Origin of the sequence: Bacillus sp. FSL K6-1284 (assembly GCF_038002625.1) — a bacterium.
Lineage (GTDB): Bacteria > Bacillota > Bacilli > Bacillales > Bacillaceae > Bacillus > Bacillus paralicheniformis.
Genome location: NZ_JBBOCW010000001.1, coordinates 2,625,214 through 2,649,034 on the forward strand (window position 1 = coordinate 2,625,214; position 23,821 = coordinate 2,649,034).

At 45.0% G+C, this 23,821-nt stretch carries 2 protein-coding genes; both read right to left on the reverse strand.

Annotated elements, in window-relative coordinates:
* Positions 1–51: 51 nt before the first annotated feature.
* Positions 52–7,869: a bacitracin non-ribosomal peptide synthetase BacB gene (gene bacB, locus MHB72_RS13480; RefSeq protein WP_216920121.1), complete on the reverse strand. Its 7,818-nt coding sequence runs from the start codon at positions 7,867–7,869 to the stop codon at positions 52–54.
* Positions 7,870–7,986: 117 nt separating this feature from the next.
* Positions 7,987–23,751, reverse strand: coding sequence for a bacitracin non-ribosomal peptide synthetase BacA (bacA, locus tag MHB72_RS13485; protein WP_216920118.1), 15,765 nt, complete (start codon positions 23,749–23,751; stop codon positions 7,987–7,989).
* Positions 23,752–23,821: the final 70 nt, after the last annotated feature.

Consider the following 23,821-nt stretch of genomic DNA (forward strand, 5'->3'; position numbering starts at 1 on the left):
AGCAGCAGGTTAACCATTTCAAGGGGGCTTCTTTAGCTTTTTTCATGATATCTAGCTGTCGATAGATTCATATTCATTTAATAATTCTTCAAGATCTTCCAACGAGAGTTTGTCATAACCGTAGTCAGAGGACGTTTTTTCGGTTTCATTTTTGCCCGTACAATGGCTGATGACCATTTGCAAACTTTCTTTGAATGCTTGATTCAATTCGCTGATCGTATCTGGAGAATACTCGTATTCGTTAAATGTCGTACTGATCATCAATTGCCTGCCGACAACAACTGAATCGATTTCAACAGAAGCATCTCTTGCACTTTTTTCTCCGATGCTTTGACCTGTTGAAAGCTTTGACGATGAAAATTGTTCAGTCGTCAGATCATGATCGAGCTCACCAAGATAATTGAATAAGATCGGAGGCTTTTCATCCTTTATAAGCCCTTCGTCTTTTCTCAAATACTTGAGGATGCCGTATCCGATTCCGTTATTCGGTATTTTCCGCAAAGTTTCTTTCACGATCTTAATCATCACAGACAAGTCTGTTTCATCTTCTAAGTCGATGAATACCGGATACATTGCGGTGAACCAGCCGACCGTTCTCGTAATATCCACATCTTGCAAAATATCATCTCTTCCATGGCCTTCCATAAGAATTTTCAGCCTGTTTTCCCCCGTCAGCTGCCTTGAGGCGATCAACAAAGCCGTTAAAAGGAGATCATTAATCTGCGTATTGTATGCTTTATGCGCATCTTTCAGGAGCTGTTCCGTCTCCATTTGGCTGAGGGATATTCTGAGTGTTCTGCTATTTTCATAGTTATCATGTGCCGCTTGGCGATGTTTAGGGAGGAATGCCATCTTTCCTTTGGATATCTCCCGCCAATATTCTTGTTCTTTCAGGAGCTTTTTGCTGCTTGCGTACTCAGCCAGTTTTTCGGAAAACGTTTTGTACGAATCCGTTTTATAACCGAGCTCTATCGGTTTGCCTTGCAGGGCTTGACCGTATGCCGCTTCAAAATCCTCGAACAATATTCTCCAGGACACGCCGTCTACCAAAAGGTGATGGATCGCAATCAGCAGATGGTCTCCCTCAGTTGTTTTAAACACGCAGAGCTTGATCATTTTGCCCTCGCTGATGGATATGTCTTTTTGAATATTCGTCGCTATCTGATAAACAGTTTCCTCGAGATTTTTTTCCGTTTTCAAATCATAGACATTCAGATCGAAGACGCTGTCTTCCAAGCCGCGGTTATGCTGAATGATTTCACCGTTCTTCTCCCGATAGACCATCCGTAATGCATCATGGTGTTCTGTGAGTTTACGGATAACCTTTTCGACGATCCTTTCAGCAAACCCGTTTTCCCTGTAGAGCATAAACGCTTGATTATAATGGTTTTGCTCCCTTTGATTCGCTTCAAAAAACGACCTTTGCACAGGAGTCAGCGGCACTTGCCCTTGCACGATTTCGCTGGTGCGAGCTTTCGTTTCTTTTTTGACATATTTACTGAGGTGTCTGATGGACGGATTGGTAAACAGATCTTTAACCTGAAGCTTGAGATCGGCTCTTGATAATTTTGAAACGATTTGCAGAGCCTTAATTGAATCTCCCCCGATTTCAAAAAAATTATCGTTGATTCCGATTTTGTCCTTGTCCAGCACCTCCTGCCAAACAGCGGCCAGCTTTTCTTCCGTTTCATTGCGCGGCGCTTTATATCCGCTTGCCGCTATGGCGTCTCCGGCAGGTTCAGGAAGCGCTTTTCGATCGATCTTTCCGTTTGGCGTGAGGGGCATCTTGTTGATTTGAATAAAATAGGAAGGGAGCATATAATCCGGTAAATGATCGGACAAATATTCCCTCAGTTCATTTGCGTTTGTTTTCGCTCGAGCGACAATATAGGCGCACAGGTACTTATGTCCTTTCTTGTCTTCCCGGTCTATAACGACAGCTTCGCTGATGTTTTGATTTTCCAAAAGCTTCGTTTCAATTTCGCCTGTTTCTATTCTGAAACCGCGAATCTTGACTTGGTGATCGATTCTCCCGAGGAATTCGACATTTCCATCAGGCAGCCACCTTGCCAAGTCTCCCGTTTTATACATCTTCCCCCCGGCGGCAAAACGATTTGGAACAAACCTTTCCTTCGTGAGTTCCGGTTTGTTTAAGTATCCCCTCGCGACCCCTTCACCGCCGATGTACAACTCACCATAAACGCCGACCGGCTGCGGGTTTAATGAGGAATCCAATATATAAAATGCGGTATTGTCCAGCGGCTTTCCTATCGGCGTATTCGCAATCTCTGGAATCCGATCCAAAGCTTCTTCATAATAGCCGGAATCGACAGAAGCTTCTGTGACGCCATAGCTGTTGATGATTCTCATCCTTTGTCCGAACCGTTCAACGAGCCACTTATAATCTTTGATCGTGCACGTGTCAGAACCCATGATCAACAGCTTCATGCTTGAAAGGTCAAGCTTGTGATGATCGATATATTTCATCAAAGGAATGATCAGGCTTGGCGTCGATTCCAACATATGAATGCCGTATTTGTTGATCATGTCATACAGCAGATTCATTTCCAGTTTGACATCATCCGGGACCATATACATTGTTCCGCCGTTGAGAAGACTGCGGCATAAATCTCCCGCGAATACATCAAACGACATGCTGGCAAGCTGGAGCAGGTTAACTGAAAATGATGCCAATTCATAGTGCTTTCTCCAAGTATAGTGGGAATGAATGATATTGCGGTGCTCGACCATCACGCCTTTCGGGTTTCCCGTCGTACCCGAGGTATAGATGACGTATGCCAAATCACCGGGGGAATTAAGATGCTCCAGATTGCTTCCATCCGTGTCGTAAGCATCGGCCTGATCGATTTGGATGATTTCTCCGGCAAAGCTGATGCTGCCAATAAGCTGATGCTGGGTCAGCAATAGATCAGCTCCGCTATCCGTGATAAGATATTGAATGCGCTCTTTCGGAAGCCCCGGATCGATCGGCATGTACGCCCCGCCGGCCTTTAGAACCGCCAATATGCCTGTCACCATTTCCAACGAACGCTCCGCCATAATTCCGACTACTGACTCCCGCTGAACCCCTTTTTTCCGCAATGTTCTGGCCAATTGATTCGCTTTTTCATTTAATTCGCGGTATGTCAACATATGATCTTTGAAGACCGCCGCCGGATGATTCGGTGATTTTTCGGCCTGCTCTTCAAACAGCTCAGAAAAAATCCCTGCCGGGTGTTCGGCCTTCGTATCATTAAATTGATACAACACTGTGTTTCTTTGTTCTTCTGAAAGCATGCTGATTTCGTTTAATGTCTTCTGCGGGTGATCGGAAATATCTCTTAGGATATTCACGAAATGCTGCGCCAGCGTTTCGGCGGTTTCTTTTTTATACAGCCTTGTGCAGAATTCCAGGTGAAACGTAATGACGCCTGCGGACTCTGCTGCTGCCAGCGACAAATCGAATTTTGAAATCTGAAACTCCAAATCAACGGGTTCCACATGCAATCCCTCTATATCAGGCTCTGCATCATCCAGCGCCTGCATATCAAACATTGTGTCAAATAAGGCATTTCTGCTGATGTCCCGTTCCAAATCTAATTTGTCTACGAGTTCATCGAAAGGATAATCTTGATTTTCATAGGCGTTTAACGTATTTTCTTTTACATCTTGCAGATACTCAATGAATGTCCTGCCGCCTTTTGGATGGTTCCTCATCGCAAGGGTGCCTACGAACATCCCGACCGTCTGTTCCAACTCCTCCCGGGTTCGCCCCGCAATCGGCGAACCGACAATGATATCTTCCTGTCCGGTGTATTTCGAAAGCAGTATTGTATACCCGGACAACAGCAGCATATACATCGTGACTCCGTTTTCTTTCGCTGTTTTTTTCAGCTTATCCGTCAGCTCTCTTTCGATTGCAAATGCGATTCGATCTCCTTCATAGCTTTGCATTTGCGGCCTTGGAAAGTCTGTCGGCATGTTCAGAACAGGGATGTCGTCTTGAAAAACGGATAGCCAGTATTCTTCCTGTTTTTTCAACCGGTCTTTTTGACAGGACTCTCGCTGCCACTCGGAATAATCTTTATATTGGATCTTTAACGGTGCAAGTTCCTTTTCTTCATATAAAGCCGCCCATTCTTTCATCAAGATCCCGATTGACACGCCATCGGAAATAATATGGTGCATATCAAGCAGCAGAATATGTTCGGCTGCGTTCACCCTCACCAGCTCCGCTCTCAAAAGAGGGGCTTTTTCCAGGTCAAACGGTCTGATAAATTGATTCATCCGTTCCCGAAGGCTGCAATTGTCAAGCTCCCGGTATTTCATTTCAAATGTGACCTCTTCGTTTATATTCTGAACGGGTTCGCCATTGACGGTGGAAAAGGATGTTCTTAAACTCTCATGTCTTTTGATTAGCATTCTGAAGGCCTTCTCGGCCTTTTCCGTTTGGAGCTCACCTCTTATTTTCATCGCGAAAGGCATGTTGTAGGCGGTTTGGCCTTCTTCGATCTGATTGAGAATGTACAGCCTTTTTTGAGCGGAAGAAAGCGGGTAGTATTCTTTCTTTTCCGCTTTTTGTATGTCGGATTGAACTTGTTTTTGTTTTTGTTCGATATAAGCTGCGATGTCTTTAATCGTCAGATGACTGAAGATTTCCTTTAGCGTCACTTCGACTTTTAATGCCGATTGAATTTTCGCGCCCATTGAAAAAGCTTTTAATGAGTGTCCGCCGATGTCAAAGAAATGGTCGTTAATCCCGATCTGTTCCGCTGGCAAGATATCCTGCCAGATCGATAAAAGTAAGGCTTCCGTTTGATTGCGCGGGGCTTCGTAGCGGGCTTGGGCTAATGCTTTTCGATCCGGCTCCGGCAATGCCTTAAGATCAGCCTTTCCATTGATCGTGCGGGGAATTTGCTCAAGCTTGATAAAGCAGGACGGAATCATATACTCCGGAAGGTCCATCGCCAAACGTTCTTGAACCTGCTCAATATCTGCGTCTTTGTTTTTGAATGTGATGTAGGCGCATAAATATTTGCTGTTTTCCCGATCTTCCTTCGCCACCACGATGGCTTCATTGATATCGTCGTTCATCAACAACCGGTGTTCGATTTCTTCCAGTTCGATCCGATAACCGCGGATTTTGACTTGGCTGTCGATTCTGCCTAAAAACTCGATGTTTCCGTCAGGCAGCCATCTTGCCAAATCGCCTGTACGATATACTCTCTCGCCTGACTCATCCAGCACAAATGCCGCTTTTGTCAATGTTTCATGATTCAAGTATCCCCTTGCGACCCCTTCGCCGCCGATCAGCAGTTCACCCGGTACTCCAACCGGCTGCGGCCGGCCGTATTGATCTGCAATGTATACCTTATAATGGCTTAAAGGCTTGCCGATAGGAATGCTCGTTTTTTTGCGGTCTGCGCTGATTAGTTGATAATAGGTTGCACAAACTGTCGCTTCCGTGGGACCGTAAGAATTGTAAACGTCGGCGCCTTTGATGATGTTTTCGACGTACTCAAATTTTAATACGTCGCCTCCACTGACAAATTTCATCTGCGGATGAAGGGTTAAGTGCTGATTTTTATCGATTTCATTCAATAGAAGCGGGGAGCAGCTGACAAGTGTGACACGATGCTTCCCGATCGTTTTCACCAGTTCATCAATGTTCAGATCGCTTACTTTTCTGCTGATCACCAAGCGCCCTGAGCAAGCTAAAATAGGGTAGACTTCTTCAGAAAATGCATCAAATGAAAAGGATACGACTTGCAAAACTGTATCATCTTCGCTCAAAGGAATCCTTTTCGTAAAAGCATCAACATAATGAACGACATTGCGGTGAGTCGTCATGACGCCTTTCGGCCTGCCTGAAGAACCCGAAGTATAAATCACATATGCCAAATCAGAAGACTTGTTGACATTTGGGAGATTTTCTTTGCTGAAAGATCGGGTATCTTCGGTGGTGATCAGTTGACGTCCGTCTATTTTTGATTTAAAGGGGTCCTGGATAACGACCATATCAGCTCCGCTGTCTTCCAGCATATATTTGACTCTGTCCTCCGGATAATCAGGATCAATTGGCAGATAGGCTCCACCGGCTTTTAAAATTCCGATAATCCCAATGATCATCTCTAGTGAACGGTCTGTCATGATCGCGACAATTGTATCCGGCTTTACGCCCTTCTCTCTTAAAAGCCAGGCCAATTGGTTGGCTTTTTCGTTCAGCTCTCTATATGTCAATTGCTGATCTTCGAATATAACAGCGGTGTGATCGGGTGTTTTTTCAGCCCGCTCTTCAAACAGCCGGCTGAGTGTCTTGTTTTTCGGACCATCTGTCTTCTCATGATTGAATGTATGTAAGATGATGTCTTTCTCCTCTTCCGACATCATCCTAATCTCGCTTAACGCCAGTTCAGGGTGATGAGCAGCGTCTTTTAAAACATTCAAAAAATGTCCGGCCATTCTTTCAATCGTTTCTTTTTTATACAGATCCGTGCAATATTGGAAATCAAATTTCAGGTTGTCTCCATGCAAAAATGCCGTCAGGCTTACATCGAATTTCGCGACATGAAATGGAATATCATACGTGTCAAAATGCCCCCCGCCGGCTTCAGATGCGAAATCATCCGCATGCTGCAGATCAAACATCGTATCAAACAGCGGATTTCTGCTCATGTCCTGTGTCAAGCCCAGATGTTCGATTAATGCATCAAATTGATAATCTTGATTTTCATAGGCGTTCAACGTATTGTTTTTGACCGTTTGGATATATTCGCTAAATGTTATGTTCCCCTTTGGCCGGTTTCTCAGCGCAAGGGTGCCGACAAACATCCCGATTGTCCCGTTTAAATCGGCATGCGGTCTTCCGGCAATCGGCGAGCCGACAATGATATCCTCTTGTCCGGTGTATTTTGACAGCAGAATGGTGTAGCCTGCCAAAAGAAGCATGTACATCGTAACGCCGTTTTTTGCTGCTATCGTCTTCAGTTTTTTTGTGGTGTCCTGATCCAATTCCACAACCGTTCTGTTTCCTTGAAAGCTTCGGATTTTCGGTCTCGGAAAATCAAGCGGCATATTCAATACCGGAATGTCTTCCCGGAAGGTGTTAAGCCAATACGCTTCCTGCTTCTTCAACCGGCTCTGCTGCTCGATGTCTCTCTGCCACTCTGAATAATCTTTATACTGAACCGCCACCGGAGGTAATTCTTTGCCTTCACAGCAGTCGGCGAATTCCTTCATTAATATTCCGATAGAGACGCCGTCTGAAATGATATGATGCATATCAACGATCATCATATGCTCAGCTTCATCCACTTTTACGATTTCCGCTCTTAAAAGCGGGGCTTTTTCTAATTGAAAAGGTTTGATGAAACGGCTGATCTTCTCCTGAATGCTTTGATCCCCCAACTCGCTGTATTCAAGTCGGAACTCGGCTTCCTGTTCGATTTTCTGCACCGGTTCGCCATTGAGCATGACAAAAGAAGTTCTTAACGATTCATGCCTTTTGATGAGCGCTTTCCATGCCTGTTCAATTCGGCTGATTTGAACTTCACCCTTTACTTTTACCGCCAGCGGCATGTTATAGGCCGTTTTGCTGTCATCAAGTTGATTTAAAATGAACATCCTTTTTTGTTCCCTTGACAAAGGATAGGTTCCGCTTTTAGACGGTGCCGCTTTCGGAAAGCTTCGCTCAATGTCCGTTTCGCCCGCTTCCAGCGCGGCGATGATGTCTTCTTTATACCGCTTGATTTGCTGTTTTAAGTCAGCCGTCAATAATTCTTGAGGACCGATGATTTTGATTTTTCCCTTGTTATGGTATAAGGTGATATTTTTCTTTTTCAAATCATTTATGAAGTCCATTATGCTCATACTCATCTCACTCCATTCGTCAGACTTGCGGCCAATATCAGAATCGGTTTTTTTGCGGAAAATGGGGCAGCTGTACAATCTATCATTTCAAATGATAGATTGTACAGTGCAATTTCATCACACTTCCTCTTCCGCGTACTCCTCACTAACGGCCGATTCGGCTTCAGCGGTTAATACAAAACGCGCTAATGATTTTGCAGTCGGATGTTTAAAGAACGTGCTGATCCTCATATCAATGCCAAACGTTTTGTTAATGGAATGGACAGCTTGCATCGCTTTCAGCGAATTCCCCCCCTTGTCGAAGAAATGGCAGGAAATACCCATCCGCTCTGTTCCGAGTACGTCCTCCAAGATGGAAATGATGCGCTGTTCGACATAGTTTCTTGGCGCTTCGTACTCCGCTTCAGTTCCTGCGCTTCTGTCTGGCTCAGGCAAGGCTTTTCTGTCCACTTTCCCGTTTTTGGTGAGCGGCAGCTTGTCCATGTTCACGAAATAGGCGGGAATCATATAATCCGGGAGCTTTTCACCTAAAAACCCTTTCAGCTCATCAAGGGAAATCTCACGCTTTGCCGTGATATAAGCGCAAATGTACGGGCGGTTCTCTCCGTCTTCTCTGACGGTAACGATCGTCTCGTTGATGTCTTCATGCATCTCCAACCGGCTTTCGATTTCGCCGAGTTCGATCCTGAAACCGCGGATTTTCACCTGGTGGTCGATTCGGCCGATGAATTCGATGTTGCCGTCAGGCAGCCATTTCGCCAAATCGCCCGTTTTATACAGCCTTTCTCCCGGAATGAACGGATGCGGGATGAATTTTTCCGCCGTCAGCTCCTCGCGGTTTAAATATCCTTTGCTTAAACCATCGCCTGCGATGCACAGCTCTCCGGGAACCCCGATCGGCACGAGCTTGCCGGCTTCGTCCATGATCAAAACCGACGTATTCGCCAGCGGGCTGCCGATCGGGATTGTATCGGCTTTTTCATCTATTTCATTGATGAAGTAATACGTAGCATACACCGTGCTTTCCGTCGGGCCGTAAACATGAATCAATTTATCCCGGCCGACATGATCCAGCACTTTTCTCACATGCGGTATCGACGCTCTTTCCCCGCCGAAGAGGATTTTCCGCAGCTTGGCGAGACAGCCGATATTGATGTCGGCGAGCGTATTGAACAGCGCCGTCGTAATGAACATCACGCTGACTCGTTCTTTCTCAATCACTTCGGCCAGCTCATGTGTATTCAAGACCGTCTCTTTTTCGATCAGGACAAGTGAGGCTCCGTTTAAGAGAGCGCCGAAGATGTCGAACACCGATCCGTCAAACGAATAGTTCGACAGCTGAAGAATGGCGTCATCTTCTGTGATGTCGATATAATTGGTGTTTTTAACGACTCTTGCCGCACTGTAATGCGGGATGACCACTCCTTTTGGTGTTCCGGTTGAGCCGGACGTGTAGACGATGTACGCTGTATCGCTTGAGCGATTCACACGCGGAAGATTCTCTTCGCCTAGTAAGTGCAACTCGTCCGAACGCAAATCAACGGTTTTTATATCAAAAGGTTGAAGAAGCGAATCTGTTGTTACTAACAATGCCGCACCGCTATTTATCAACATATAATCGATTCTGTCCCTAGGCGTTTCAGGATCGATCGGCAAATACGCGCCTCCCGCTTTTAAAATACCGATGATGCCAATGATCATTTCAAAGGAGCGGTCCGCGATGATCGCGGCAATCGAGCCTCTGCCGATCCCTTTTTCCCTGAGAAGTCTCGCGGTTTGGTTTGCTTTCTCATTCAGCTCTCTGTAGGTCATGCGCCCGCCGCCGAACACAAGAGCCGTATGGTCAGGCGTCTTCATGGCCTGTTCCTCAAAGAGCTCATGAAGCGGCTTGTCTTTCGGGTAACCCGTTTTTGTGTCGTTGAATATGTGTAAAATCCTGTGTTTTTCTTCTTTTGACACAAGGTTGATGTCTCGTAATGTTTGTGTCTCATCTTCCGCCACTTGTTCTGCAACGGTGATGATATGCTTTTCTAGTGTTTCGATGATGGTGTTGTCATACACATTTTCATTAAATGTCAATTTGAGCTTCAGCTGCTCATTTTCTAAAACGCCGGTCAGATTAAAATCATAGTTGGTTTGTTCTTTTCCATGAACACCTTCCAGTTCAAAACCGGTTTCCCCGGATTGGCTTCTGAACAGCTCTTCATCAAACGCATAATTTTGAAAGGCCATGACATGGGTGATCAGCTCTCTTTTCATTTCACTCAGTTCCTGAATTTCCGATAAATTCATATAGCTGTATCGATTGCTTTCGATAGACTCGGCTTGTGTTTTCTTTAACACGTCTTTAAAGCTTCTTGCGCCTTCAAAGCTGACACGGGTCGGTATTGTATGAATAAACAAGCCGACCATCTCTTCGATGCCGTCAACAGGAGCCTCCCGCCCCGAGACGACGGTTCCGAATACGACTTCATCGGTATTGTTGTATTTGGCGAGAATCATGCCCCAAATTCCTTGAAGAACCGTATTGATGGTGACATGATGCTTCTTGGCGATCCGGGTGATTTTCGTTGTCAGTTCTTTTGAAAACGATATGACTTTTTCTTTGCCGCCATATTCTTCTGACGTTGCGCCGCGATTGAATGATGGAAGTTCAGCCCGCGTCTCATACCCTTTTAGATAATCCTTCCAGTATGCCGCCGCTTCTTCTTTATCCTGCTTTTCCAGCCATTTGATATAGTCTCCATACGGCTTCGGCTCTTTTAATCGGCGGGATTCACCTTTCATTATTTTTCCATATAGACTGAACAGCTCGCTCAAAACAATACCCAGACACCAGCCGTCCAGCAGGATGTGGTGATGACTCCAAATCAGCCGATACGATTCATCATTCATTCTGATCAAACAAACCCTCATGAGGGCTTCACTGCTCAGATCAAAGCCTTTTTCCTGATCTTCTTTTAAATATGTTTCTATGAACCTATGCTGGCGAGTCCGATTTTCGCCTGTCAGATCTATTGATGCGAAAGGCGTTTTCCGTTCTTTAGCTATAATCTGTCTCGGTTCGGCTGTGATTTCATATTCAAAAGACGCCCTTAAGATTTCATGCCTCTTCACGATCTCGTGAAAACTTTCTTCTAAAATGTCCGGATGGACACGTCCTTTTAATTCGATGACAATTTGCTGGAGGTATGCCCCTGATGTCTGATCCATAGCGTTATGAAATAGCATTCCTTTTTGCATGTTGGCCAGCGGATAGATCTTTTCGATTTGAAAAGCGCTGTACTTATCTTTAATACGCTCCAGCTCTTCAAGACCAAGTGAGACATCGCCATAATCGGAAGGCGTCATGTCCGATCCTTCTTTATCAACGCAATGATCGACGATCTTTTCCAGGTTTTCTTTGAATGATTGATTGAGTTGTTCGATTGCGCTTGTTTGGTATTGATCCTGGTTGAACGTCGTATAGATTGTCAATTCGCCGTTTAAAGAGATCGCATTCATTTCGACGGCGCAGTGCCTTACGATTTTTCCGCCGATGCTTTCTCCCGGCGAAAATGGCGACTGGGAAAATACTTTTCTATTCATATCATTGTTCATTTCTCCAAAATAGTTAAAAGAAAGCGGAGCCTGAGTTTGTATTTTCTGAAGCTCTTCTGTCATGTATTTTAAAACGCCGTAGCCGATTCCTTTATTCGGTATTTTTCTCAACGTTTCTTTGACCATTTTGATATTTTGCGATATTTCTTTTTCTTCTCCCAAATCGATCAAGACCGGATAAACCGTCGTAAACCAGCCGATCGTTCTCGTGATGTCAACACCGTCTAAGATGTCCTCCCTGCCGTGCCCTTCCATCATGACCTTCAATTTGTTTTCTCCGGTGATATCCCTGACTGCGGCGATTAATGCCGTCAGCAAAATATCGTTGATTTCCGTGTTGTAGGCTTTGTTTGCGTTTCGCAAAAGTTTTGCTGTCACGTCTGGGCTGATTCTGATGCACAAGGTCGCGCTGTGTTCAAACGTGTCTCGTTCAAGCTTTTCAGCAGGAATAAATGGAGCATCCGCTTCCAGGGCCTTTTGCCAATACTCCCTTTCCTTTAACAGCCTGCGGCTTTGGGCATACTTCTTCAATTGACGGGCGAACTCTTGGTATGAATCCGTTTTATATCCGATGTCGAGAGGTTCGCCTTTCAATGCCTGAAGGTACAATGTTTCAAAATCCTCGAACAAAATTCTCCACGATACGCCGTCAACGACAAGATGATGGATCGCAATGAGCAGGTGATCGCCCTCATCAGCCCGGAAGATGCCAAGATGAACGAGTTTTCCTTTTCTAATCGATGATTTTTTTTGAATGCCTGTCGCCAGCTCAAACACCTTTTCCGCTTGATTGTCAAGGCCTCTTACATCATAAACATCCAGGTCGAACAAGTTTTCACGATAGCCTCTGTTGTATTGAATGATGTCTCCGTCTTTTTCTTCATAGATCATCCTTAACGCGTCATGCTGCTCCAGTATTTTATTGAAGGCTGTTCTGACGATGTTTTCGTCATAGCCGTCTTTTCTAAAGAGCATAAATGACTGGTTGAAGTGGTCAAGCTCCTCTTTGTTGTTCGCAAAATATCTCTTTTGGATAGGAAGCAGTTCCGTCTCACCTGTAACGGGTTTGTTATGTTTGCGATGTCTCGTTTCTTCTGTGATCAATCGGCTGAGATCCTTTATTTTCGGATTGGCGAACAGCGCCTTCATCTCAAGTTTCAGGTTCATCTTTGCCAGCCTGGAAACGATCTGGAGCGCCTTGATCGAGTCTCCCCCTGCCGCAAAGAAATGGTGGCTGATCCCGATGTCCTCGGCACCGAGAATCTCTCTCCAGACTTGCACGAGTTTTCGTTCGATTTCATTTCGGGGCGGATCGTACCGAGTTCCTTCTATTAAATTTCCGTCCGCCTCAGGCAGTGCGCTTCTATCCACTTTACCGCTTGGGGTGCGCGGGAGCCTGTCAAGCTTAACAAAATAGGACGGAATCATATAATCAGGCATTTCCCTTTCAAGAAATTGTCGTACATTAGCTGCAGGCAATTCCTGATCAGACGCGAAATAGGCGCATAAATAGCTGTTGCCGTTTTGATCCTTTCCTGAGATCACCGCCGCTTCTTTAATCTTCTCATGTGACAAGAGCTGCTGTTCCACTTCGCCAAGCTCTATTCGATAGCCGCGGATTTTCACTTGATGATCGGCGCGTCCCAAAAACTCAATCTGTCCATCAGGAAGCCACATCGCCAAATCTCCGGTTTTGTACATTTTTTTGCCCGGCTCAAATGGATGGTCGACAAACTTTTCCGCCGTAAGCTCAGGTCTGTTTACATACCCTCTGGCAACCCCTTCGCCTGCTATGCATAGTTCTCCGGCAATCCCAACCGGCAGAGGGCGGAGGTCTTTGTCCACAATATAGATGCTTGTATTGAGAAGCGGTCTGCCGATCGGAATGGACGGTGTTTGCGGCACTTTTCCCGATTCGATTTGATGTGAAGCAGCATCAACACAGCACTCTGTCGGGCCGTATACATTCGTGATATTGCATGACAGATTCGGGAATTTATGAAATAGGCCGCCTATGACATCAGGTGTTAAAGCATCTCCGCCGACAATCAATTCCTTCAGATCGAATTCGAGTTCCGTTTTGTCTACATACGCCAGCATGTTTAAATGAGCAGGCGTCATGTCCGATACATTGATGTTGTTTTTCGAATAATACTCAATTAAACTCATCGCATCCCAAGCTGTCTCGCGCGGGACGATGCAAAGGGTATGCCCGAAGAGAAGCGCTGCGAATATTTGTTTGACAGAGGCATCAAATATATAAGGCGCAACCAGTGCTACATTTAAATGAGCATCGAGATGATGGTAAATTCTTTCATTTAATCCATGAACAAGATTGTTCACACTATGATGCTCGATCATGACGCCTTTCGGTTGTCCAGTGGATCCCGATGTATAGATGACATATGCCAAATGCTCCGGCTTGATGTCATGCTTAAGGTTTTCCACGTGGTCATTTTGTCCGGTTTGATCAATCCGGATGATGTCTCCGGCATAAGCTTCACCCAGATCCACATCGCCTGCCGCGCATAATACGCTGACATCGCTGTCTTTTAACATGTAGCTTATTCTTTCCTGCGGATACGCCGGATCGATTGGCAGATAGGCTCCGCCAGCTTTCAAAATACCCATAATACCGACGATCATTTCGATTGACCGTTCTGTGAGAATCCCTGCTATCACATCAGGGCCTACTCCTTTTTGACGCAAGGTGAAAGCCAGGCTGTTCGCCCTTTCATTCAGCTCCCTGTAAGAAATCGTTTCATCCCCGAAGGCAACCGCCGGATGATCAGGCGTTTTTTCCGCCTGCTTTTCAAACAGCTCCGGTATCGTCATCTCTTTGCAGAACACACCGTCTGTTCGGTTAAAATCATACAGAACCCGATGTCTTTCACCCTTTGTCAGGACATCTATCTGATTGATGGCAATGTCCGGATGATCCGCCGCTTGTTCCAACAAGCTGATCAGGTGTTCAGATAGTCTTTCCATTCTTTCCTTGTTGAATAGCGTCGTTGAATACTCAACTTCCAATCTTAATCCGTCTGCCGCTTCACTCGCAGTCACTGTGATGTCAAACTTGGAAATGCCGCGCTTGATCTCCACCAGCCTGCTTCTCAGCCCCTCTGCTTCAAACGGCTTTACGTCTGTGTTATGGTACACGAGCATCGTATCAAAGAGCGGGTTTCGGGCCATGTCCCGTTTGATGTTTACTTTTTCTACAAGCTCTTCAAACGGATAATCCTGGTTTTCATAAGCCTGAAGCGTGTTTTCTTTTACCTCTTGCAAATAATGTCTGAAAGTCTTTTTCCCTTCCGGATGGTTTCTGATCGCCAAGGTATTGACAAACATGCCGATGAGATGTTGAATATCCTCATGATTTCTCCCTGCAGCCGGAGTCCCGACGATGATATCTTCCTGACCTGTATATTTGGAAAGCAGTGCTGTATAACCGGCCAACAGAAGCATGTACATCGTAACGCCGTTTTCTTTCGCCATATGCTGAAGCTTGCGGAATGTTTCACTTTCGATTGCTGCAGTGACGGTGTCACCTTCAGAGCTTTTCGTCAGCGGCCTTTTATGATCTGTCGGGAGATCAAGGACCGGGATATCGCCTTTATACGTCTTCAGCCAGTATTCTTCCTGTCTTTTCAGCTCATCGCTGCGGGCATGGCTATTTTCCCATTCTGCGTAATCTATATATTGAATATCGAACGGTTCCAGTGATTTCCCTTCATACAGCGCTCCCAGCTCTTGAACGAAGATGTCGGTGGACACGCCATCGGAAATGATATGGTGCATATCGAACATCAGCAAGTGCTCACGTTCATTCACTTTGACGACCTCCGCCCTTAAAAGCGGTGCTTTTTCAAAATGAAACGGCCTGATGAAGCTTTTGATTTTTTCTTCGGCGCTTTCTTTGCCGATGTCACTGTATGCGACTTGAAAATCGATCTCTTTTTCAATCTGCTGCATCACCTCACCGTCGATCATGACAAATGAAGTTCGAAATGATTCATGTCTTTTGATCATGTTTTTTAATGTATTCTCAAATCGGCAGATATCAAAATCGCCTTCGAGCGTCATGGCAAAAGGCATGTTATATGCAACATGACTGCCTGCTTGAGAAAGGATATAGAGCCTTTTTTGCGCTGAAGACAATCGGTAATATGGTTTTTCTTCCGTTTTTCCTAACGATGTAAAAGTACTTTCCTTCGCCGCACCGATATATTCCCTCAGCCCTTTAATCGTCGGGGTATCGAATATTTGTCTTAAAGGCAGCTTGACATTCAGTTCTTTATGAATAGTTGATACCAAAGCGGCGGCTTTAAGCGAATGCCCGCCGGCTTCAAAGAAGCTGCTGTTGATTCCGATTTTATTGATTCCTAAAGCCTCTTCCCATATGGAAACAAGTTTTTCTTCCATCTGATCCCGCGGCGCTTCATAGCAGCGATCCATTGTGACGCTCTGTTCCGGAACCGGAAGGCTTTTCTTGTCCACTTTTCCATTCACGGTAAGCGGCAGCCCGTCAAGCTGGACAAAGTGCTGAGGAATCATATAATCCGGAAGGCTTTTCTTTAAAAACGCTCTGATCTTTTCCTGTTCGACTTCCTTTTTAGCCGTTACATATGCGCAAAGATACGGGTCATGATCTCCGTCTTCTCTTGCGATGACCGCCGCTTCTTCAATCTTTTCATATTTAAGCAGCTGGTTCTCGATCTCGCCGGGTTCGATCCGATAGCCGCGAATCTTAACCTGCAGATCAACCCGTCCCAGAAACTGAATGTTTCCATCTGGCAGCATTTTGGCAAGATCACCTGTGCGGTACATTCTTTCCCCGGGTACAAATGGATTTTCGATGAATTTTTCCCGAGTCAATTCCGGTCTATTTACATACCCGCGGGCCAGCCCTTCCCCCGCGATGCAGAGCTCGCCGCTGGCTCCGAGCGGACAAAGCTGCAGGTCTTTGTTCAATATATACACTTTGACGTTATCGATCGGTTTTCCGATCGGAATATTTTGATACGATTTGTCGATTGGAAAACTTGTAGCAACGACTGTATTCTCCGTCGGTCCGTAGTTGTTTACGATTTGATAGCTTTTTTCTTTAAAGACGTTTAATTTATCTCCGCCCGTTAACAGCGTTCTTAACGAATGATTGTCAAGCGCTGTAAATTGTTCGCAGACTGGTGTCGGCAAAAAGCTGATCGTAATATGATGGTTATGAAAATACCGGTTCAGCTTTTCAACATCCAGCCTTGTCTCCTGATTGAGGACATGAACGGTGGCTCCCGCTGTTATATAAGGGAACAGCTCCCAGACAAAAGCGTCGAAGCTGATGCTCGCATAAATCGAGCTGCTGTCGTTTTGTCCGACTTCAAAACAGGATTGATGCCAGCTGCACAAGTTGATCAATGATTGATGCTCGATCATCACGCCTTTTGGCTTTCCTGTTGAACCCGACGTATAGATGACATATGCAAGGTCGCCGCTTTGATTGACATTGTCAATGTTTGACCGATCCTGCCCGGCAATCCTCTCATCATCCATATGAATCAACTCGATCGATTCCGCCGTAAGCTCCTCGGCCAGCGGAACGTCATAGATGATGACTTTGACTTCACTGTCAAAAGCCATGTATCTCATCCGCTCCAGAGGATACTCAGGATCAATCGGTAAATAGGCGCCGCCTGCTTTCAGCACACCGAGAATCGCTGCAATCATATCGGACGACCGCTCCATCACGATCCCGACGAGCGTATCCGGCTTGACACCTTTTTCTCGCAACAGCCTTGCCACTTGATTTGCTTTTTCATTCAACTGTCGGTACGTCAGTTTTTGATCTTCAAAAACAACCGCAGTGTGATCTGGTATTTGATTCACCTGCTCCTCAAACAGCTGGTGGATTGCTTTTCCTTTTGGATATGCCGTCTTTGTATGGTTGAAGGACTCTAAAAGTGTCCGTTTTTCTTGACGGGATATCATATCGATTTGATGTAAAGTAACATCAAGGTTTTCTGAAACTTCCTCTAAAATCCTGAAATAATCTTCCGCTATCTTTTGAATCGTCTCTTCCTTGAAAAGGTTTGTCGAATATTCAATGTTCAATACGATCTTTTGTTCAAAATCCAACACATTAAAGATCATGTCAAATTTTGCATTGTCCAGTTCAAAGATGATCGGACTCAGCTTGACATCGCCTTTCTGTTTGGTAAACATCCTGGCATCTTCCAGAACAAACATCGTGTCGAACAAAGGATTGCGGTTAGACTCCCGTACACCATTGAGTTTGCGGATCAAATCATCAAACGGATACTCGGAATTGTCAAAGGCCGCTATCGTACGCTCTTTCGTCTGCTGCAAAAATTCTTTAAAGCTGTTGGAAGTATCAATCTCGTTCCGCAAAGCAAGTGTATTTACAAAAACGCCGAATACATTTTGTAGATCAGGATGCAGCCTTCCGGCAGCAGCGGTTCCGACAACGATATCTGTTTGATTTGTATATTTATTTAAAAGCACATAATATGCGCTCAGCATCACCGTATAAAGAGTTGTTCCGGTGTGTTTCGCCAGCTTCCTTATATGATCTGACAGCTCCCGCTCCATTTCCAAAAACACGCTGCTTCCTTCAAACGTGTCGATATGATGACGTTTATAGTCATAAGGAAAGTCCAGCTTTGACGGTATATCGCGATAAACGTCAAGCCAATAAGCTTCCTGCTTTTTCATCGCGGCTGATTGATTAAATGTATGATTCCATTCCACATAATCTTTATATTGCACATTTACTTCCGGCAATGGCACATTGCTGTAAAGTTCCAATATTTCATTCATCAGGATCCCTTGAGAAACCCCGTCACTGATGATGTGGTGAAAATTTATGACCAGTATATGCCTAATATCGTCGATTTTGATCAGCTTGGCCCTCATAAGAGGCGGCCGGCTCAAATCAAAAGGCTTAATGGATTCTTTACAGTACCTGCTTGTGATCTCCATTAAAGCATGCTGATCTGTAATTGAAGCGTCTAAGCACTCGTATTCGAGGCGGAATTCGACATTCTCATAAATTTTTTGGATGAGTTCATTGTTTTGAATTTCAAACCCGGTTCGCAAAACTTCATGTCTTTGCAAAAATGTCTTCAATGCGTTTTCAAGCTGTATGGCGTTTATCCGGCCTTCGACAAGAAGGGCCATCGGAATATGGTAAGCTCCCCTTTCATTTTCCAGCATCGACAGCATATACATTCTTTGTTGGGCAGGGGATGTCGGATAATACTCTTTTTCGTGAGCTGTTTGAATCGGATGTTCCATATCGCTTTCTTCTCTGTTTTTCAAATAGTGGTCCAAAGCGATGATTGAATCATTTTTAAAGATTTCGCTGATCGGCATCTCAACATTCATTCGTTTGTTGATTTCCGTGATGATGGATATCGCTTTGAGTGAGTCTCCGCCGATTTCATAATAGCTGACATGAAGATTGATGCTGTCTAGGCCAAATATATCTTTCCAAATCTCCAGAAGCATGGCTTGTGTTTCATTCTCCGGCAGCATCGACCCGCCTCGTTGACCTTCATCTGCGGTATGCTGTTCAGCCAAGTCATGGAGCGTGCGCTTATCGACTTTTCCGTTTACAGTTAACGGGATTTTGTCAATTTCCACGAATTTCGCAGGAATCATATAGTCAGGCAGCGTTTTTTGCAAAAATTCCTTTACATCTAATTGGCTGATCGCGTTCTCTGCTACAACAAAAGCGTATAAGTTTTTGATTCCATCCGGACTTGTGTAATCAATAACCGATGCCTTCGTAATCTCCTGATGGCTTACGAGAGTATTTTCAATTTCCCCCATTTCCACTCTGTAGCCTCTGATCTTCACCTGGCTGTCTTTTCTTCCGAGAAACTCTACATAACCGTCCTCTTTCAAGACGCCATAGTCACCCGTTTTATAGATGTAACCTAATTCCTGATGATGGATAAATGAATGATCCGTTTTTTCTTGATCATGAATATACCCGCTTGCTACCCCTGCTCCGCCTATGTACAGCTCTCCTTCGACACCGACGGGACATAATTGTTTATTCTGGTTCAATACGTATATTTTTTGATTGGCCAGCGGTTTTCCATAAGGAATGCTTTTCCAGTCTTCCTCTACTTTTTGAATCGGATAGTAGATCGACCAGATCGATCCCTCTGTTGCGCCTCCCAAACTAATCACTTCTGCGTTTTTAAACGTCTTCTTTATGGTTGCAGGCAGCTGAAGCGGTATCCAGTCTCCGCTTAGCAGGATGAGTCTGAGATGATGATTGAGCTCGTTGGCCGGGTATACATCGGCCGTCATTCCCATAATCGCCGGAACAGAATTCCAAATTGTAATCCGTTCTTTTTCGACTGTCTCTTTCAGACTGAATACATCCCTTTGGTCATCAATGATGACAAGTGACGCCCCGCTGCTTAAAGCGCCAAACACGTCATAAACAGATAAATCAAAGCACAATGAGGAAATGCCCATTATGTTATCTTGTTCTGTGACGTTGAATTTTTCATTGATATCGAGAATGGTATTCGCTGCGGCACCATGCGTAATCTGAACGCCTTTTGGCTTGCCTGTGCTTCCTGACGTAAAGATGACATATGCCATGTCATCCAAATCGACTTTTCGGTCAACCGGCGCTTTTGAGAAGCGCTCGATATGTTCTTTGTCATACACGTCATGGCTGATGAAGAATTTGCAGTTGCTTTTTGATTGGATATACGCCTTTCTTTCTTCTGGATAATCCGGATCGAGAGGGATATAAGCTGCTCCAGTCTTCAATACAGCCAATAAATTGACAATCGTCCCCAGGCTTCTTTTGCCGATGACACCGATATAGTCGCCCCTTTCAACCCCTTTTCCAATGAGAAATCTTGCGACCTGGTTGGATTTTTCGTCAAGCTCCTGATAGGTCATCACCTCATCATGATGCTTGAGTGCCACTCTGTCAGGTCCATGTTTAACCTGGCCGGTAAACAATTCGTGCAAGGGCTCGGTATCGAAAGATTGATCTGTGTCATTATAGGCGCTGATCATCTGGCGGCTTTTTTCATTTATTTGGATGGTTGAAACGTCCTCGCCGGATACGGCTTTCTGGATGACTGCGATATACTGGTCAAACATCGATTCAATTACTTCATGTTCAAAAATTTGCTCCACATAGTCCCATGTAATATAAAGGCCGCCGTTTATTTCATATACTTGGTTGTCAATGTATACTTGCGACGTTCTCGTGCTAAAGAAATGAATGTTGTCAAAATCGACAAGACTGTCAAATGAGTCGTCGGGATTTTCACTCAGCACGCTTGTGAATACGATCGGCATGACCGCTTTTTTATTCATGCCATTCTTTTTGGCGATGTTTCTGATCACATCAACTCCGTCATAATGTCTGTGTTCCAGTGCTTCTAAAAGCGTGTCCTGAACATTTAAAGCAAATCTCCAGAAAGAGCTCGTGTTTTCTTCGGCATGGATGTCCAGCAGCATTAAAGAGGTAAAATCTCCGATCATGTTTTTGACATCCGGATGAAACGGGATTCTGTTAAATACGGTTAAATTGATAGCAAAGTGGTTTTGCCGGCTCCAATAAGCTAAAATATAGGCATATGCAGCACAAAGGACGGAGGTTGGCGTGAGATGATAATGCCGGGCTTTCTTTTTTAATTCATTCCATGTATGTCTATCCAAAAACGTTGAAAACTTCTTGAACGAAGGTTTCGCTACATGGGCTGGATCTGATTTAAGAGGCAGCTCAGGCGCACTTGGAAAATGATCCAGTTTATCCAGCCAATATTTTTGGTCTTTTTGATATCTGCTTGTTTGCTTAAAATCGATCGAGGCCAAAACATAATCTCTGAAGCTGTATGCTAGTGAAGGCAGTTTGAGGCCGGGGTTTTCATATAGTTGTTTAAACTCCCTGATTAATCGTTTCATACTGCTGTCATCGCAAATGAGCGGGTCCACATTGAGGAAAAAATATTTTTTCTCTCCCGGCAGCATAAACGTTTTGAGTTCAAACAAAGGCCATACACTTGGATCAATGATCTTTGATGTCATCTTCTCCCGCTGTTCTAAAATTCTGGCGTTGATTTCTTCTTCTGTGAAACCTCTTAAATCCTGAGTTTCGATTGTATAACGTTGTGTTGCTTCGAGAATTTTTTGCGTTCCGTTTTCAAATACGATCGTGCGGAGAATCGGATGCCTGTCAATCAATTTTTGCAGTGTCAGCTGAAATCGATTCAAATCGACATCAGCTTCAAATTCAACAGTTAAATTCGTAGCGACTCCGCCGATTTCGAACGACTCATCTCTTCCAACTAAATAAGCCAGCTGAATGCCTGTAAGCGGGAATGTTTCATGGATATTTTCCGGATCGGCAGCCCTTGTCACGAAGCCGTCTCCCTTGTCTTCTTGTTGATTAGCTTCGATAAAAGCGCTCAATTCCTTTATGGTTGCAAGCTTAAATAGCTGATGCAGCGGAATTTCAACATTCATTTTTTCCTTTATTTTGGCGATGAGCTCCATCGCATGCAATGAATGTCCGCCCATTTGTGCAAAATGATCATGAATGCCCGCTTTTTCAACGTGCAAAACATCCTGCCAAACAGCTGCCAGCTTTTCTTCCGTTTCATTTCGCGGCGCTTCATATTCGTTTTCCGCCCCCGCCGTTCTGTCCGGCTCAGGCAGGGCTTTTCTGTCCACTTTTCCGTTTTTGGTGAGGGGCAGCTTGTCCAATTTGACAAAATATGCGGGGATCATGTAGTCTGGAAGCTTTTCACCTAAAAATCCTTTCAGCTCATCAAGGGAAATCTCATGATTTGCCGTGATATAGGCGCAAATGTACGGGCGGCTTTCTTCGTCTTCCCGGACGATGACGATCGTCTCATTGATGTCTTCATGCATCTCCAGCCGGCTTTCGATTTCGCCGAGTTCGATTCTGAAGCCGCGGATTTTAACCTGATGGTCGATTCGGCCGATGAATTCGATATTGCCGTCAGGCAGCCATTTCGCTAAATCGCCCGTCTTGTACAGCCTTTCTCCCGGAATGAACGGATGCGGGATGAATTTTTCCGCCGTCAGTTCCTCGCGGTTTAAATATCCTTTGCTTAAACCGTCGCCTGCGATGCACAGCTCTCCGGGAACCCCGATCGGCACGAGCTTGCCGGCTTCATCCATGATCAAGACTGACGTATTCGCCAGCGGGCTGCCGATCGGGATTGTATCGGCTTTTTCATCTATTTCATTGATGAAATAATATGTCGCATATACCGTGCTTTCCGTCGGGCCGTAAACATGAATCAATTTATCCCGGCCGACATGATTCAGCACTTTTCTCACATGCGGAATCGACGCTCTCTCCCCGCCGAAGAGGATTTTTCGTAAATTCGACAGACAGTTGACATGAATATCTGCAATTATGTTAAACAGTGCCGTCGTAATGAACATCACGCTGACCTTCTCCTCGTTGATAGCGCTTCCAAGTCTATTGATGTTCAATAACGCTTCCTTCTCAATCATGACCAGCGACGCTCCGTTTAATAAAGCGCCGAAGATGTCGAACACTGATCCGTCAAACGAATAATTGGACAGCTGGAGGATCACGTCGTCTTCTGTGATATCGATATAATTGGTATTTTGAACGACCCTTATGACACTGTAGTGCGGGGTGACGACGCCTTTTGGCGTTCCCGTGGAACCTGATGTGTAGATAATATAGGCGGTATCGCCGGAATCATTGACAGAACTGAGCGGTTCTTTACTGAATCCGTCTGAAGCCTCTTTGTCCAGCTGAACGATGTCAGCCTCACAATCGATTCCGTCTGCCGCTTTTCCTTGCGTTAGCAGCACCGCGGCTTTCGTGTCGCTGAGCATGAAGGCCATTCTGTCTTTCGGCGTTTCAGGGTCGATCGGCAGATACGCACCTCCCGCTTTTAAAATGCCAATGATGCCGATGATCATTTCAAAGGAGCGCTCCGCGATAATCGCGGCAATCGAGCCTCTGCCGATCCCTTTTTCCCTGAGAAGTCTCGCGGTTTGGTTTGCTTTTTCATTCAGCTCTCTGTAGGTCATGCGCTGAGCACCGAACACAAGAGCCGTATGGTCAGGCGTCTTCATGGCCTGTTCCTCAAAAAGCTCATGAAGCGTCTTGTTTTTTGGATAATCGGTCTTTGTGTTGTTAAAATGTAGGATCAGTTCTTTTTCATTCTCTGTCATTTTGTGAAATACCCCATTTTCTAATGAATGTTTAGCAACCATATAAAAATTCTCCTTTTTGATAAAATATTCACCATAATATTGGTCTGTAGTTGCTCTTTTACCGATTTTT